Origin of the sequence: Cryptosporangium minutisporangium (genome assembly GCF_039536245.1) — a bacterium.
In the GTDB taxonomy this organism is placed as follows: domain Bacteria; phylum Actinomycetota; class Actinomycetes; order Mycobacteriales; family Cryptosporangiaceae; genus Cryptosporangium; species Cryptosporangium minutisporangium.
This window is the reverse complement of sequence record NZ_BAAAYN010000038.1, coordinates 44,264-58,793: the sequence shown is the minus strand read 5'-3', so window position 1 is coordinate 58,793 and position 14,530 is coordinate 44,264. Positions and strand designations below refer to the sequence as shown.

Genomic DNA, 14,530 nt, shown 5'->3' with positions numbered 1-14,530 from the left:
CCGGGACCTGGCGTCGCACAGAGGGTGTGGTTCTCCATGCGCATGGGGCACTCGGGCAACCTCAGCCGCTGCGACCTGACGCGCACGGGTGCTTGTCTGGCGATCGCCGGGGAGATCGACGAGGACAGCGCTTCGCCGTTGGTCGAGCGAGCGGCGGCCGCGATCGGTGGCGGGGTCACCAGGCTCGACTTGAGCGGGGTGACGTTCTTCAGCGCGGCCGGCGTGCGCGTGCTCGTGCTGCTCGGCGGGTCCGCGGAGGCCGAGCACGTCGTCGTGCGGGTGACCTGCTCGATGATCGTCTGGCGCATCCTCGAGCTCTGCGGCATCCGTCAGGTCACCGGGCTGCTCCTCGAGCCACCGACTCGCCGGGCCGATCCCGCGGCCCGCCCCGGCCGATGACCACGACCGCAGGCCCTCCGACCCGCAGACGATCCGACCACGCCGCACTGATCATCGACTCGGACGCCACCGTCGAGCAGTTGCTGGTGCCGGTGCTGCGCCACCACGTGGCCGAGGGCACCCCGGCGCTCCTAGTGGTCGGCCCGCACACCGAGCGGGTGCTCCGGACGCGACTCGGGCGGGACGCCGAGGCCCTGGAGTGGGGTGCGCGGGAAACCTTCTACCAGCGGCTCGGCTTCGCGTTCGCCGGCTTCCGCGACTACCTGCGGGAGCAGCACGCCCGCGGACGGCGTGTGCACGTGATCGCCGAGCCCGACGTCATGACCGGCGTGGACGCTCCGGCCGACCGGGTCGCGGCTTATCTCGGCTACGAGTCGGTGTGCGGTGAGGTCTACGCGCCGTACGGCTGCCCGATCACCTGTCTGTGGGACAGCAGACGCCACCCGACCCTGGTGATCGAAGGCGTCCGCAGCATCCACGACCACGAGCTGACCGTCGACGGCCGGGTCGAGAACGACGGCTACATCCCCGCCGCGCAGTACCTCAGCGGACGGGCCGACGTCGCGATGCTCCCGCCGCCCGACACCGCCGAGCTGGACGTCGTCGTCACCGACCTGCGGGAGCTGATCGGCTTCCGCGCCGCGATCGGTCGCTGGGCGCAAGAGCGCGACTTCGCCGAACTCGCCGCCGACCACGTCGTGTCGGCGACGAACGAGGTGGTGACGAACGGGATGCGGCACGGCGTCCCACCGGTGCGGGTGCGGGCCTGGCACCACGACGCGACGCTCGTCGTCCACGTCGAGGATCAGGGTGGCCACCCGATCCCGGCGGACGCCGGGTACCGGCCGCCGGCCCGGCCGGGCGACGGAGCCGGTCTGTGGATCGCCCGGCAGCTCGCGGACGTCCTGCTCACCCAGAGCGCCGAGGGGCGCACCGCGGTCCGGCTCCACTTCCCGCACGAGGTTACGCACCGCGGCCTCGAAGCCCGGGCGAACTGAGCTCGCCCGGGCGAAACTGGGCTCGCCCGGGCGAAACTGGGCCCGCCCGGGCGAAACTGGGCCCGCCCGGGCGTCAGAGCCCACGGATCAGGGCGCGACCGATCCGAAGTCGGCGAAGCCGGACGGGTCGTGGCGGCCGATGCTGGCGTGTTCGAACAGACCCCACCCGACCTGACCGTCGCAGGTGGCCCGCGCCGGGTGATCGACGACGCCCCACACCGCCCGCCCGGCGTGCGCCGGGTCGGTCATGTCGTACCGGTCGGCGCGCGACCAGTTGCGGCCGTGCCAGGTGCCGTGGGTCCAGTCCGGATCGCCGCCGTAGCCGGCGCCGACGTGCAGCGGGATGCCGCCGAGCGATTCGACGTCGACGACCAGCGGCTCACCCCGTGCGGTGGTGCAGTGCAGACGTGCGCCGACCGGCATCCGCGTCCCGCTGGTGTACTGGATCTCGATCCGCGGCCACCCGAGTTGCTCGACGCGTCCGTCCGGAAAGACCCGGGTCGCGTCGTTGAGCGTGCGGTACCCGTCCGGGGATTCCTGAACGATGATCACGATCGCGAAGTCGTCGAACCGCAGCGGCACGTAGAGCCACCAGAGGCCCTCGTTCGGGTCGTCCGACGGGCGCCCGGCCGGCACGGCTTCACCGACCGGGCGGATTCCCCAGGACCGGTCCCGGGTGCCGACCCAGACGTCCGGGTCGACGTCGACCTCGGTGCCGTCCACGACGAGCTGCCCGCTCCACGTGCCGACCTGCGCGAACCGGTTCGCGTCCAGCGTCACCCGCGGGCCGCTGAGCATCAGGTGCGACTGCTCCAGCACGGCCGGGAACGAGCCTTCCCAGGTGAGGTCGAACCCCACCCCCAGGTCCGCCGCGTCGCAGATCACCCGGAGTCGCTGCAGCGGCTCGACGATCTCGATCCGGTACGGGCCGACGCACTGCTGCAGGCTCCGCGCTTCCAGCGCGTCGGAGAACTTCACCGAGTACGCGACGTCGCCGCGCCGCGCCAGGGCGAACGCGTCGACGACGCCCAGGTGCGGGTAGACGCCGAAGCCGGTGATCACCGACAGCTCGCCGGTCCGGTCGTGCGCGAGGAAGTAGTTGCGGTCGTAGAAGTGCCGGTCGCTGGTGGCGGCGCGGGCGATCGGCAGCGACGCCTGGTGGATCGGGTACTCGTCCAGCGGCGTCGGCTTCACTGGCGCATCCAGTCGGCGCGGCCGTCGAGCATCCCGCGCAGCAGATTGTGGAACAGCACGTACTCGTCCGGCGTCGGTGGCACCGTGTCCTCCCCGAAGTGGATCATCCGGCGTTTGATCCGGCTCATGATCACGGCGTGCCGGACCGCCGCGTAGACGAGGTAGAAGTCGAGGTCGCGGACGGTATGGCCGGACGCTTCCTGGTAGACCGCGACGACCTCGGACGGCCGGAAGAAGCCGGGCAGCCCGGGTGCGTCGAACATCTCCGCGATGTCCTGGAAGAACCGGTGCAGGAACACCATCCAGGCGAGGTCGACCTCGCGCGGACCGAGGACACACATCTCCCAGTCCAGCACGGCCACCGGACGGAAGCCGTCGTAGATGACGTTGCCCGGCCGGGCGTCGCCCCAGCAGAGGACGGCCTCACCCGGCTCGTCCGGCCAGTGCTCTTCCAGCCATGCGAACGCGTCCTCGATCACCGGGATCCGCAGGCCGTCCTCGGCCCGCGTCCACTCGTAGTAGGCGCGCTGGTCGTCGACGAGCCGCCGGAGCGGGTCGGAGCCGGCCTCCGCGGCGAGCAGCGGCAGCCGCTGCCGCACGTCGGGCAGGCCGTGGATGCCCGCGAGAAGGCGCACGGTCGCGTCCTGCAACGTCCGCTGCTCGTCCGGAGTGGCCTCGGCGAGCCAGCCGCCGAACACGTACGGCGGGTTGTCCACCGGAATCCGGCCGGCGATCCGATCCATCACCAGGAACGGCGAGCCGAGGACTTCCGCCGACGTTTCGTGCCAGTGCACCTGCGGCACCGGGACGTCGGTGTGCGCGGCGACCGCGGAGATCACGTCGTACTGACGCTGGAGGTCATAGGCGGGGAACACCGGGAAGGCGTCGAGATCGGGTGGGACGCGGGCCACCAGACCGGCTTGCACCCGCTCCCCGTCCCGCGTCCACGCCGCATCGAAGAGCAGCGAGACGCTGGAGAGGCCCGTCGCCCCCGGCCTGGACAGCTCGCCGACCTCGGCCGGCCCGCCGGTCCGGGCGGTCAGCCACTCGGTCAGGCGACGGCGGAGGTCCACCAGATCGGTGACCGTCGTCGTCATGGTCTTGGTCGCTCGCGGAGAGCTTTCGGACTCGGCCATCGCACGCCTCCCTGCACTGGAACGCGTTCTGGTTTCGCGGAATGTAGAGGCGCGGGGGCGGTGCGGTCAAGGCTTCACTGGGCGTCCGGCGGCCGCACGCTGGCCAGCGTCCGCTCGACCTCCCAGTACGCGCGCATCATCTCGATCCGCCCGGCGTCGTCGAGACGGTAGACGCTGACCAACTCGGTGTCCGCGCGCGTGCCGTCCGCCAGCTCGGTGCTGAACGTCGCGACGTTCGCGCAGTGCGGACCGTTCGCGAACGAGTCGTGCACCGTGAAGTGGAACCGTTTCACCGGCGCGATCGCGAGATCCCAGAACGCGGCGATGCCCTCGCGGCCGTGGTGCCCCTTGGCTTCCGGGTCGAAGAACGAGGGACCGACTGGGTCTTCGAGCACGGCGTGCTCGGAGAAGAGCTCGAGCCACTCGTCCTTCGCCCCGCGCCCGACGGCGTCGTACGACCGCTGCGACGCCGCCCGCGCCGGGTTCTCGCCGTCCGGTGCGTTCCAGGTGATGAACTCCGACTCGATCATCGTCGCACTATAACGCGTTCTAGTCCGCCGGTCGGGCGTTACGGCCGGCGCTATGGTCCGGACATGACGATTCGCCTGGGCTACCAGATCCCGAACTTCACCTACCCGGAGACGCCGAACGAGCGGCTGTTCGACGCCGTGATCGCACAGGCCCGCGAGGCGGAGGCGTCCGGCTTCGACACCGTCCTGGTGATGGACCACTTCTACCAGCTGCCCGGCCTCGGAACGCCGGACCAGCCGATGCTGGAGTGCTACACGACGCTCGGTGCGCTGGCGACCGCCACGTCGACCGTGCAGCTCTCCGCCCTGGTCACCGGCAACACGTACCGCAATCCGCCGATGCTGGCCAAGTGCGTGACGACGCTGGACGTGGTGTCGAAGGGCCGCGCGATCCTGGGCATCGGCGCGGGGTGGTTCGAGCGCGAGCACGATGACTACGGCTACGAGTTCGGCACGTTCACCGACCGGTTCGAACGGCTCGAGGAGGCGCTGAACATCGTCGCGCCGATGCTGCGCGGCGAGGCGCCGTCGTTCTCCGGCAAGTGGTACACGGTGGCGAACGCGCTGAACAACCCTCGGGTGCGGCCGACGATCCCGATCATGCTCGGCGGCTCCGGCGAGAAGAAGACGTTCCGGCTGGCGGCCCTCTTCGCCGACCACCTGAACATCATCTGCGGTCGAGCCGACATCCCGCGCAAGGTGGAGGCCCTGCGGCAGCGGTGCGAGGAGGCCGGACGCGACCCCGAGACCCTGCCGACGAGCTTCCTCACGTCGGTGCTGGTCGCGGAGACCGAGGCGGAGGTCGCGACGCTGCTGGAGCCGCTGTCGCCAGGGGCGCGCGGACGGGTCGTCGCCGGAACACCGGACCGGGTGGCCGAGATCCTGCAGAAGGAGATCCTCGACGCCGGGATCACCGGGCTGACGATCAACATGCCGCACATCGGGCACCGGCCGGGCGCCGTGGAGCTCGCCGGGCGGACGCTGCGCCCGCTGGTCGGGTAGGCCGTGCGCACGCGTCTCGCCGTGGTGGCCCTGGTCTGCTGCCTCACCGGCTGCAGCGGGGACACGTCTGACTCCGGCGCGCAGCGCCCAGCGCCCGGACCCCCGTCCATGGTCTCCCTCGACCCTCCCCCGCCCGAGTCGCTGGCGCCGGGTGAGATCGAATTGTCGTGCGAGTCGCCGATCGACACGCTCGCGACGCCGCCGACCGGGTACACCACCGCGCTCGACGCGGTCGCGCTCGCGACCGCGTCGGTCCGGCCCGCGTCCCCGTCCGGCCCCGGCGACCCGTACGACCTGTTCGCGAAGACCGGCCTGGTCGTCCGCGCCGACCGCCCGGTGACGCTCACGGTTCCGCCGGCAGTGGCGGTCGCGTGGGGCACCAACCGCGGCAAATGGACGATGGTGCTGCGGATCCCCGGGTGCCCGGGAACCGCGGGGCCGGACAGCCCGTGGATGGCGTTTCCGGGCGGCTTCTCGGTGCGCACGCCGCAGTGCGTGCCGGTCGAGGTCCGCTCCGGGACGCGGCGTCAGACCCTTCGCGTCCCGGTGGGCCGGTCCTGCTGAGCCATCGCGTGCCTGCGCTGTGCGGTCACAGCGCAGGCACCGGGGATCCGGCCTTGACCGACACACAGACCACGGCGTCCGGGTTCACGCTGCTCACCACGACCCGGTCGAAGCCTCGGTTCGGCGTGCCCAGCAGCAGCGAGCGGTACGCGCCCGCGGTCAGCACCGGGGTGCCGTTGCGTCGGGGAGCGAACGTGGTGTTCTCGTTCGCGAGACGCACGGTCACCTCCGTCGGGGTCTGCGCCAGGTAGTCCAGCCGAGCGAACGAGTCCCAGCGGGTGACCGCCTTGTCGAGTTTCATCGTCACCGAACCGACGCCGCGCAGCGGATGGGGGCAGAACACGCCGGGCTTGTCCACACTCGATGCCTCCTCGACGAACCGAGCCTTCACCAGGTCACCTTCCGGCCCGAACAGGTACAGGGGCAGGGCCACGTCGTCCCACGCGATGTCGTTGGGCAACTCGTGCTCCACCGGCCGGAAGATCTCCGAGACCCGGCGGTTGCCCTGGATCAGCGTCGCCACCGTCACCGGCGCGTAGTTGTCGTAGATGGCGATCGGGCCGCTCGCGGTGGTCGCTCGCAGGTCGTCGATCGCCGTCGTGAGGTAGCCGCGGATCGGGTTCTGCACCCAGCGGTGCTCGAACCTGCCGATCGTCGTTCCGTAGCTGACCGCGTAGGCGGCGACGACGAGCGCCAGGCCGGCGCTGATCGGCTTGACCACCTCGATCCGGCTCTGCGGTGCCGGGTCGTCGGCGGCCCACAGCCCCGACCTGCCCCGCGCGGCGACCGCGGCCGGGTCGATCCGGACCGTGAGCAGCACGACGCCGAGTACGAGCGAGATCGACGCCGCGGTCCAGTAATGGAAGTTGCGGGCGAGGAACGTGCCGATGAACTCGAACCGTCCGGCGGCGAGGAGGATGCTGGTTCCGAACAGCGCCGTGGCCGGTAGGATCCAGGCTCGCAGTGCGGAGAAGCCGTTCCGGTAGACGGCCAGCACGCTCAGGACCAGCGCAGCGAGCTGGCCGCAGACGGTGACGACCAGCCCTGGCGCGGCCGCGCTGTAGTAGACGTTGTCGATGCTGAACCACGTCCATGGGCCGCCGACCAGGCTCGGACCCAGCGCGTGCAACCAGCCGTCCCACGCGAGGCTCCAGATGTCACCCGGGTGCGGCATGCTGCTGCTGGAGCCGTACGGGCCGTGCAGGAAGTACCCGAAGAACAGGACGACGGGGGCGGCGTACAGGAGCCAGGCGGGCCACGATCGCAGGACCGCTGCCAACCGGGCCCGTACCCCGCCGGCGGTCAGGTACAGCAGCGTCAGCAACGGCGCCAACGCGAAGCTCAACACAGCCTGCTCCCAGAAGAGCAGCGCGAACCAGCCGCCCAGCGCGCCGAACACGGCGTACTTCAGCTGCCTGGTCGCCTCGTACCGCACGTGCATGACCAGCAGGACCAACACGCCGACGTGCAGCGGAACCAGGCTGGCGCCGCTGCTCAGCGAGAGCAGCGACGGCACCAGTAGGGGCGAGAAAGCGTAGAGGCCCAAGCCCAGGGTCGCCGCCCGGCCCGGTCCGGCCAGCTGCGCGAGCAGGTACCCCATCAACGCCGTGGCCAGCGCCTGGACCAGCACCCGGCCGAGCACGGTGGCGCCGTTGTCGTACGGCGCGTAGTGCGCGATGAGCCAGTAGACCAGGCGTAAGCCCGGCGTCAGATGGACGTTCACCGGGAGCGTCAGGTAGTCCCAGTTCAACGGGTGCTTGGCGCCGTCGGCGCTGAAGTCGACGTCGTCGAGGTAGAAGTAGCCGGCCGCGCCGAGCGCGCCGATCACCACTCCCTGCACGACCGCGATCGCCCCTACCGCGAGCGCGTACGGGCGCAGCGCTGCTTCGGTCCACGGCGGCCCCGGGCTCTCTTCCGGCGACGGCGACTGCGCCGTTGGCAGCTGGGCGGTCATCTCGTCCCCCTCGTGCGCCGCTGCTCGCTCTACGCTCGGCACACCTTAGGCCCTGAACTCCTATCTGGAGCTGGTCTCGCCGAACGCCGTCCCACGCACGGCCGGTGACGACGTCGCCGGCCGTGCGAGGGGCGGCGACCAGGGGAGCGCCAGTCCTCGCCGCAACCCGGCGCTCACCGCGGGGGTCTCGCACGACGCGACCGGAACGGCGCACAATGCCGGTCAATGGAAAACATCGACTCGCCGCGCGTGCGCGGGCGCCGTCCGCCGCAGGGTGATCCGGTCGTCGACCGGGCGCTCGCGCTGCTCGCCGCGTTCGACGTGCGGCATCCGTCGCTGAGCCTCGCCGAACTCAGCCGGCGGAGCGAGATCCCGCCCAGCTCCGCGCTGCGGCTCGCGTCGCGGCTGGTGGAGTGGGGTGCGCTGGAGCGGGGCGCCGATGGGCGGTTCGTCGTCGGGCTCCGGCTCTGGGAGGTCGCGGCGCTCGCGCCACGGGCTCGCGGTCTGCGGCAGGTGGCGCTGCCCTACATGCGTGACCTCTCCGAGGTCACCCGCCAGCACATCCTGCTCGCGGTGCGCGAGGGCGACGAGGCGGTGCTCGTCGAGCGGCTGTCGACACAGCGGGCGATGCCGGTGCTCTACTACGTCGGCGGACGCCTGCCGCTGCACTCGACCGGGGTGGGCCTGGTCCTGCTGGCGCACGCACCGGCCGAATTCCAGGACGAGGTGCTGGCCCGGCCGCTGGTGCACGAGCCGGAGAAGATTCCGGTCTCGGCCGCGGCGCTGCGCCGGACGCTGGCGCAGGTGCGCCGGGACGGGCTGGCCATCGTGCATCGGCAGGCGCCCCGGCCGCTGGTCACGGTGGCCGCGCCGATCTTCGACGGGGACGAGCAGGTGATCGCGGCGCTGTCGGTGCTGGTGCCCGAGGAAGGTGCCGATTCGCGGGCGCTCGGACCGGCGGTGCGCACGGCCGCGCGGGCGGTGTCCCGCGGCCTCGGCTCCTCCGCCGCGCTCGGCCCCGACCCGGCCGGCGGCCGCACCGACGCCGACGGCCGCACCGAGGTCGACGACCCTGGCGCGGGCGGGTGACGGGTTCCCGCAACGGGCGATCCAAGGTCCGTGCCAATCAATGGCAAGGCTCTGGGACGCCGTGATCGCGGTCACGCATCCTTGCCGAAGCTGAAAGCACGGAGCCCTGTAATTCCCGGAGCCCTCACCTGACAACGGAGACATGATGAGCTTCGAGTACCTGGCCGACCCCTCCGGCCGGCCCGCGTGGCACGGAAGCCTGCCGGGCAAGCCCGAGCCGTACGTACTGCGCCGCGGCGAAGGCGAACACGCCATGGTGTTCACCGACCTGTTCACGGTGCTGCTCTCGAGCGACGAGACCAACGGCCAGTTCGGCGTCATCACCAGCGACTGCCCCGCCGGGGACCTCATCCCGACCCACTCGCACAACGACACCCACGAGACGTTCTACGTGCTCGAAGGCAAGCTCCGAGTGTTCTTCGAGGACTCCGAGGGCACGAAGAGTTCGTCGCTGCTGCTGCCCGGCGACTTCGCGTACGTGCCGGCCGGCAAGCCGCACGCGTACCAGGTCGAGGAGGCCGCCCGGATCCTCGGCGTCATGTCCGGCGGGTTCGAGCGGTTCTTCCAGCACATGGGCCAGCCCACCGATCACGGCACCAAGGAGCAGCCGCCGTTCATCCCGGACTTCCCGCGGATGCAGGCCGCCGCCCAACAGCACAACATGCAGTTCATGCCGCAGTACACGTGGCCCGCGCCCGACTCGGACGCCTGAGCCACCCGACGCCCCCGCGTCGTCACCCCGCGGGACGCGCCGCCGCACCGCACCGGGCGGCGGCGCCCCGCCGTGCACCCCCGTAGGAAGGATCAGCATCGTGAGGATCGTCGGAGTACGCCGCAGCGACGCGCCCGGTGTCGAGGTGGCCGACCTCGCGGCGGACGGTTCCGCGGTCACGCTGGTCGCCGGGCTGGAGGAGTTCTGGGCCGACGCGCCGGGTTATCTGTCGCGCCCGGCCGCCGGCTCGACGCTGGCCCGCGCCGACGTCGAGCTGGTGCCGCCGGTGCTGCCCGGCGCCCGGGTGATCTGCATCGGGCTGAACTACCTCAAGCACGTCGCCGAAGGAACGTTCGCCGCGGACGGCGTCCCGCCGCACCCCACGCTGTTCGCCCGCTGGACCCAGTCGCTGACCGTCGACGGCGCACCGGTTCCGGTGCCCGCGAACGAGGACGGCATCGACTGGGAGGGCGAGGTCGTGGCCTGGGTCGGCTCGACGCTGGTGGACGCCGACCCGGAGACCGCCCTCGCCGCCGTCGTCGGTTACTCGGCGTTCAACGACCTGACGTCCCGCCGGGCGCAGAAACTCACGTCGCAGTGGATCCTCGGCAAGAACGGCGACCACTCCGGACCGCTCGGCCCGCTGGTGCCCGCCGCGGAGGTCGGCGACCTGCGCGACGGGCTGCGCGTGCAGACCCGGGTCAACGGCGAGACCGTGCAGGACGGCCGCACCGACGAGATGGTCTATCCGGTCGGCGACACGCTCTCGCTGATCTCCCACACGTTGACGCTGCGCCCGGGTGACCTGCTCGCCACCGGCACGCCGTCGGGCGTCGGTTACGCCCGCGACCCGCAGTGGCTGCTGCAGCCGGGCGACGTCGTCGAGGTCGAGGTCGAGCGCATCGGCGTCCTGCGCAACCCCATCGTCGGCAACGACGCGCGGCACGCAACCGCCTCGGACCAGGGCAGCCGTTGATGTCGCACGAGCCAGGGGCCTTCCGGCAGTACCTGTTCCCCCACGACCACCCGCGGCTGGCCGAGGTCCGCGGCCTCGATCCGTACGCCTACCGGGACGTCGCCCGGAAGCCCGGCACGTTCACCGGCGGGCTGATCGAGGGCTGGACCCCGCTGTACCTCAACGAGTTCCGCGGGATCACCGAGGACGGCACGCTCCGCGACGGCCTCTACCCGCTGAAGCCCGCCGCGCCCGGCGAGGAAGCTCCGGTCGCGGCGATGGTCGCGGCCGCCGAGGAGCTGCTGGCCGCGCTGTCGCCGGAGGATCGCGAGCGGGTGTCGTTCCCGGTGGACGCGGTCGAGTGGCAGACCTGGGCCAACCCGGAGTTCATGCAGTTCGACACCGGTCTGCGCCTGGAGTTCCAACCGGTCGAGGTCCGGGAGAAGGCGCTGGCACTGATGCGCGCGTCGCTCTCGTCCGAGGGAGCCGAGCTGGCACACACGATGATGCTGATCAACGGCTTCCTCGGTCAGGTCGTCGACCTGGAGACGATCCTCAACGAGTTCAGCTACCACCTCGTGCTCTACGGGGTGCCGGACTTGGTGGCGCCCTGGGGCTGGCAGCTGTTCGGCCACCACTGCGCGGTCAACTGCCTCGTCGTCGAGGGCCGCATGGTCGTCTCCCCCGTCTTCCTCGGCGCCGAGCCCAACGAGATCGACGCCGGACCACACGCCGGACGCGGCTCGTTCGGCGAGCACATCGCGCTCGGCCTGCGCGTGATGGACGCCCTGACGCCCGAGCAGCGCGACGCCGCCACGGTGTACCGGCAGCTGGTCGACCCGGCCATGCCCCCCGGCCGGGTCCACCCCGGCGACGAGCGGCACCTCGCCGGTGCGTTCCAGGACAACCGGGTGATCCCGTACGAAGGCCTGCGGGTCGCGCAGATGCCGGCCGCCGCCCAGGAGGCGGTGCACGCGCTCGCCGAACGCTTCGTCGGCGTGCTGCCGGCCGCGCCGCGGGCGGCCCGTCTCCGCGAGATCCGCGAGCACTGGGACGAGACGTGGTTCTGCTGGATCGGAGGTCACCGCACCGGCGACGTCTTCTACTTCCGGCTGCAGTCGCCGGTGATCATCGCCGAGCTCGACCACCACTGCGGTGTCTTTCTCGACTACGACACCCCGCAGCCGTTCCACATCCACACGGTCCTGCGCACCCCGCACGGCAACGACTACGGACGTGCGTATGTGCAGCAGTGGCAGGAGAAACCATGAGCACTGTCCCCGTGCTGATCGTCGGCGGCGGACCGAGCGGCCTCGCCGCCGCCCTCGAACTGGGACGCCGCGGCATCGAGGTCCTGGTCGTCGAGCCGCGGACGACGCTCGACCCGCTGCGGGCACGCGCGAAGACGACCAGCGTCCGGACGATGGAGCACCTGCGCCGCTGGGGTCTGGCCGACCGCCTCCGGGAGCTCGCGCCGCTGCCCGTCGCCCACGCCCAGGACGTCGTCTTCTGCACCGGCCTGTTCGGGCACGAGATCACCCGCTTCACCGAGGCGTTCGGCCTGGTCACCGATCGGCGCGAGGAGTTCGCCGAGGCCGGTCAGCAGGTTCCGCAGCCGGTCGTCGAGCAGGTGCTCCGGGAGGCGGTCGCGGAACTGCCGACCGTCAGCCTGCAGATCGGCTGGGAGGCCGAATCGATCGAGGACGGGCCCGACGTCGTTCGTGCGGTGCTCCGCGACCCGGACGGCGTCCGCCACGAGGTCGTGGCCGAGTACGTGCTGGGCTGCGACGGCAGCAGCGGGATCACCCGCCGGGCGATCGGCGTCCGGTACGAGGGTTCGTCGGGCACGATGCCGAACCTCAGCGTCACGTTCCGCGCACCGGCGCTGGAGACCCGGGCGCTGTGTGCGCTCGGCGTCCACTACTGGGTGCTCGGCGCCGAGGTCGGCGGCTTGATGGGCCGGCTGGACCTGGACGGCACCTGGTGGGCGATCGTGCAGGGGGTGCACGAGGACGCGGACGCGGCGGCGCTAGTGCGCTCGCTGATCGGCGCCGACGTGGGCGTCGACGTGCTGGCCACCGATCCGTGGTCGGCGCGGATGCTGCTGGTGGACCGGTACCGGGGGCAGCGGGTGTTCCTGGTCGGCGACGCCGCCCACCTCAACCCGCCGTGGGGCGGGCACGGCTTCAACACGTGCGTGGGCGACGCGGTGAACCTCGGCTGGAAGCTCGCCGCGGTGCTGCGCGGCTGGGCGTCGGAGGGGTTGCTCGACAGCTACCAGGCCGAGCGGCGTCCGGTGGCCGCACGCACGATCGACGCCGCCGGATCGCAGGAAGCGTTCCTGGCACCGGCGCTGAAGAGGGAGATCGCCGGCGGCGCCGACCTCACCGACTCCGGTCCGGCCGGACAGGCGCTGCGGGCACGGCTCGCCGACGGCCTGCAGGTCAAGGACGCCGAGTTCCACAGCCTGGGCCTGGTGCTCGGCTACGACTACCCGGACTCGCCGGTCGTCGTCCCGGACGGCGCCGTCGTCCCGGAGGACGCCGGGGTACTGGACGGCCCGGATGTGGGTAGCGGCACGACCGTGCCGGAGCCGACGCTGACGCTGTACACGCCCTCGGCGCATCCCGGAGCGCGGCTGCCGCACGCCTGGCTGCCGGACGGCGGCTCGCTCTACGACCGCCTAGGGCCGGAGTTCACGCTGCTGCGCGTGGGTGCCGGGGACGTGGACGGGGTGGTTTCGGCGGCCGATCGTCTCGGTATCCCGGTGCAGGTGGTCGACCTCACCGACCGGCCCGAGCTCCGCCCGCACTACGGCGCGGACCTCGTGCTCGTGCGCCCCGACCAACACGTCGCCTGGCGGGGTGGCCGGGTCGAGGACGCGGAAACCCTGCTGCGGACGGTGACCGGCTCGACCGTCTCGGTGCCCAGCCCGACGCCGTGACTGCCGACGACGGAGGGAACCCGATGACCGCACCGCACTCCGCCCCCGGAGGGCGTCCGCTGCTGCCGCCGGTCCACGAGGCACCGCTGCCCGCCGTCCACGTCGGCGCGGACGGCGTCCGCACGGTGACCGCGATCCGCTACGCGGGCGTGCCCGGGTACCGGCCGCTCGAGCTCGACCTGATCCTGCCGCCGGAGGCGACCGCGCCCGCCCCGGTCGTGGTCTTCCTGCACGGGGGCGGCTGGCGGATGGGCAGCCGGAACGCGGTCGGTCCGGCGTACGCGGGCGCCCGTCCGACCCCGTTCGAACGGCTCGCGCAGGCCGGGATCGGGGTCGCGAGCGTCGACTACCGGCTCTCCGCGGAGGCTACGTGGCCGGCGCCGTTGCACGACGTCAAGGCCGCGGTGCGGTGGCTCCGCGCCCGCGGCGGTGAGGCCGGGATCGACACCGCGCGGATCGCGGCCTGGGGCGAGTCTGCCGGTGGGCACCTCGCCGCGCTGGTCGGCCTCACGGACGACGTCCTCGACCTGGAGGGCGACGTCGGGCTGGTCGGGCCGTCGTCCGCGGTCGACGCGGTCGTCGCCTGGTACACCCCTAGCGACCTGGGTGCCGTCGCCGCCGATCTCGGCGCCGATCCGGACGCGGCCGACTCCCGGGAAGCGCTACTGCTCGGCGAGCCGGTCACGGCCCGGCCGGAGCGGACCGCGGCGGCCAGCCCGGTGACGTACGCCGGGCCGGGCGCACCGCCGTTCCTGCTGCTGCACGGTCGTGCGGACCGGTTGATCTCGGTCCGGCAGAGCGAACGGCTCGCCGACGCGCTGACGGCGGCCGGTGCGGACGTCACGCTGGAACTGTTCGACGGCGCCGACCACATGTGGCTGGGAGCGCCCGAGGCCGCCGCCGCCGCACTCGACCGCACGATCGAATTCCTGCGGGCGCACCTGCTTCGGTGAAGCGGTGCACGTTCGCGTGCCCTGGAACGGCCGCAAACGTGCACCGCCTCGGAGCTTGCGCCGTCGCCCGCCGGCTGCCATCGTTCTGGAACGTGTTCTA

At 72.0% G+C, this 14,530-nt stretch carries 14 protein-coding genes; 10 read left to right on the top strand and 4 right to left on the bottom strand.

Annotation, left to right across the window (positions count from 1 at the left end; genetic code table 11):
- Positions 1–36: 36 nt before the first annotated feature.
- Both ABEB28_RS27270 and ABEB28_RS27265 read left to right on the top strand, forming a co-directional pair.
- Positions 37–399 carry an STAS domain-containing protein gene (locus ABEB28_RS27270; RefSeq protein ID WP_345731077.1) on the top strand — a complete coding sequence of 121 codons (363 nt, stop codon included), beginning with the start codon at positions 37–39 and terminating at the stop codon, positions 397–399.
- Positions 396–1,397 carry an MEDS domain-containing protein gene (locus ABEB28_RS27265; RefSeq protein WP_345731076.1) on the top strand — a complete coding sequence of 334 codons (1,002 nt, stop codon included), beginning with the start codon at positions 396–398 and terminating at the stop codon, positions 1,395–1,397. Before ABEB28_RS27270 ends, ABEB28_RS27265 begins: the two co-directional genes overlap by 4 nt.
- An 87-nt stretch (positions 1,398–1,484) precedes the next feature.
- On the opposite strand, the gene ABEB28_RS27260 is transcribed toward ABEB28_RS27265, so the two are convergent.
- The 3 genes from ABEB28_RS27260 to ABEB28_RS27250 form a co-directional block, all read right to left on the bottom strand.
- A complete protein-coding gene (locus tag ABEB28_RS27260; RefSeq protein ID WP_345731075.1) occupies positions 1,485–2,591 on the bottom strand; it encodes an Rv3169 family protein in 1,107 nt (368 codons plus the stop codon).
- Entirely contained in the window at positions 2,588–3,727 is a 1,140-nt protein-coding gene (locus tag ABEB28_RS27255) for a phosphotransferase family protein (RefSeq protein WP_345731074.1), read from the bottom strand. The genes ABEB28_RS27260 and ABEB28_RS27255 overlap by 4 nt, the downstream gene beginning before the upstream one ends.
- A gap of 74 nt (positions 3,728–3,801) precedes the next feature.
- A complete protein-coding gene (locus ABEB28_RS27250) occupies positions 3,802–4,257 on the bottom strand; it encodes a nuclear transport factor 2 family protein (RefSeq protein WP_345731073.1) in 456 nt (151 codons plus the stop codon).
- Between the two features lie 63 nt (positions 4,258–4,320).
- Here ABEB28_RS27250 and ABEB28_RS27245 point away from each other — a divergent pair, with 63 nt between their 5' ends.
- Positions 4,321–5,259: an LLM class F420-dependent oxidoreductase gene (locus tag ABEB28_RS27245; RefSeq protein WP_345731072.1), complete on the top strand. Its 939-nt coding sequence runs from the start codon at positions 4,321–4,323 to the stop codon at positions 5,257–5,259.
- A 108-nt stretch (positions 5,260–5,367) separates the two neighbouring features.
- On the top strand, positions 5,368–5,823 hold the full coding sequence (locus ABEB28_RS27240; RefSeq protein WP_345731071.1) for a hypothetical protein: 456 nt from the start codon (positions 5,368–5,370) through the stop codon (positions 5,821–5,823).
- A 25-nt stretch (positions 5,824–5,848) separates the two neighbouring features.
- Here the strand turns inward: ABEB28_RS27240 and ABEB28_RS27235 are convergent, their stop codons facing one another.
- Positions 5,849–7,777, bottom strand: a complete 1,929-nt coding sequence (locus ABEB28_RS27235) for a hypothetical protein (protein ID WP_345731070.1) — start codon at positions 7,775–7,777, stop codon at positions 5,849–5,851.
- A 225-nt stretch (positions 7,778–8,002) separates the two neighbouring features.
- Here ABEB28_RS27235 and ABEB28_RS27230 point away from each other — a divergent pair, with 225 nt between their 5' ends.
- From ABEB28_RS27230 to ABEB28_RS27205, 6 genes are all read left to right on the top strand, one after another.
- A complete protein-coding gene (locus ABEB28_RS27230; protein WP_345731069.1) occupies positions 8,003–8,866 on the top strand; it encodes an IclR family transcriptional regulator in 864 nt (287 codons plus the stop codon).
- Positions 8,867–9,011: 145 nt separating this feature from the next.
- Entirely contained in the window at positions 9,012–9,578 is a 567-nt protein-coding gene (locus ABEB28_RS27225; protein ID WP_345731068.1) for a quercetin 2,3-dioxygenase, read from the top strand.
- Positions 9,579–9,678: 100 nt separating this feature from the next.
- On the top strand, positions 9,679–10,554 hold the full coding sequence (locus tag ABEB28_RS27220) for a fumarylacetoacetate hydrolase family protein (protein WP_345731067.1): 876 nt from the start codon (positions 9,679–9,681) through the stop codon (positions 10,552–10,554).
- The gene (locus tag ABEB28_RS27215) at positions 10,554–11,804 is read left to right on the top strand and encodes a DUF3500 domain-containing protein (protein ID WP_345731066.1); all 1,251 of its coding nucleotides are present in this window, start codon (positions 10,554–10,556) and stop codon (positions 11,802–11,804) included. The genes ABEB28_RS27220 and ABEB28_RS27215 overlap by 1 nt, the downstream gene beginning before the upstream one ends.
- On the top strand, positions 11,801–13,477 hold the full coding sequence (locus ABEB28_RS27210; protein WP_345731065.1) for an FAD-dependent monooxygenase: 1,677 nt from the start codon (positions 11,801–11,803) through the stop codon (positions 13,475–13,477). Before ABEB28_RS27215 ends, ABEB28_RS27210 begins: the two co-directional genes overlap by 4 nt.
- 23 nt (positions 13,478–13,500) lie before the next feature.
- On the top strand, positions 13,501–14,430 hold the full coding sequence (locus ABEB28_RS27205) for an alpha/beta hydrolase fold domain-containing protein (RefSeq protein WP_345731064.1): 930 nt from the start codon (positions 13,501–13,503) through the stop codon (positions 14,428–14,430).
- The last annotated feature ends 100 nt before the right edge of the window (positions 14,431–14,530 follow it).

What these genes read in the sequence shown, in the direction of transcription:
- ABEB28_RS27270 (WP_345731077.1), top strand. Translation starts at nt 37, where the DNA reads ATGCGCATGGGGCACTCGGGCAACCTCAGCCGCTGCGACCTGACGCGC.
- ABEB28_RS27265 (WP_345731076.1), top strand. Translation starts at nt 396, where the DNA reads ATGACCACGACCGCAGGCCCTCCGACCCGCAGACGATCCGACCACGCC.
- ABEB28_RS27255 (WP_345731074.1), bottom strand. Translation starts at nt 3,727, where the DNA reads ATGGCCGAGTCCGAAAGCTCTCCGCGAGCGACCAAGACCATGACGACG.
- ABEB28_RS27250 (WP_345731073.1), bottom strand. Translation starts at nt 4,257, where the DNA reads ATGATCGAGTCGGAGTTCATCACCTGGAACGCACCGGACGGCGAGAAC.
- ABEB28_RS27245 (WP_345731072.1), top strand. Translation starts at nt 4,321, where the DNA reads ATGACGATTCGCCTGGGCTACCAGATCCCGAACTTCACCTACCCGGAG.
- ABEB28_RS27240 (WP_345731071.1), top strand. Translation starts at nt 5,368, where the DNA reads ATGGTCTCCCTCGACCCTCCCCCGCCCGAGTCGCTGGCGCCGGGTGAG.
- ABEB28_RS27235 (WP_345731070.1), bottom strand. Translation starts at nt 7,777, where the DNA reads ATGACCGCCCAGCTGCCAACGGCGCAGTCGCCGTCGCCGGAAGAGAGC.
- ABEB28_RS27230 (WP_345731069.1), top strand. Translation starts at nt 8,003, where the DNA reads ATGGAAAACATCGACTCGCCGCGCGTGCGCGGGCGCCGTCCGCCGCAG.
- ABEB28_RS27225 (WP_345731068.1), top strand. Translation starts at nt 9,012, where the DNA reads ATGAGCTTCGAGTACCTGGCCGACCCCTCCGGCCGGCCCGCGTGGCAC.
- ABEB28_RS27215 (WP_345731066.1), top strand. Translation starts at nt 10,554, where the DNA reads ATGTCGCACGAGCCAGGGGCCTTCCGGCAGTACCTGTTCCCCCACGAC.
- ABEB28_RS27210 (WP_345731065.1), top strand. Translation starts at nt 11,801, where the DNA reads ATGAGCACTGTCCCCGTGCTGATCGTCGGCGGCGGACCGAGCGGCCTC.
- ABEB28_RS27205 (WP_345731064.1), top strand. Translation starts at nt 13,501, where the DNA reads ATGACCGCACCGCACTCCGCCCCCGGAGGGCGTCCGCTGCTGCCGCCG.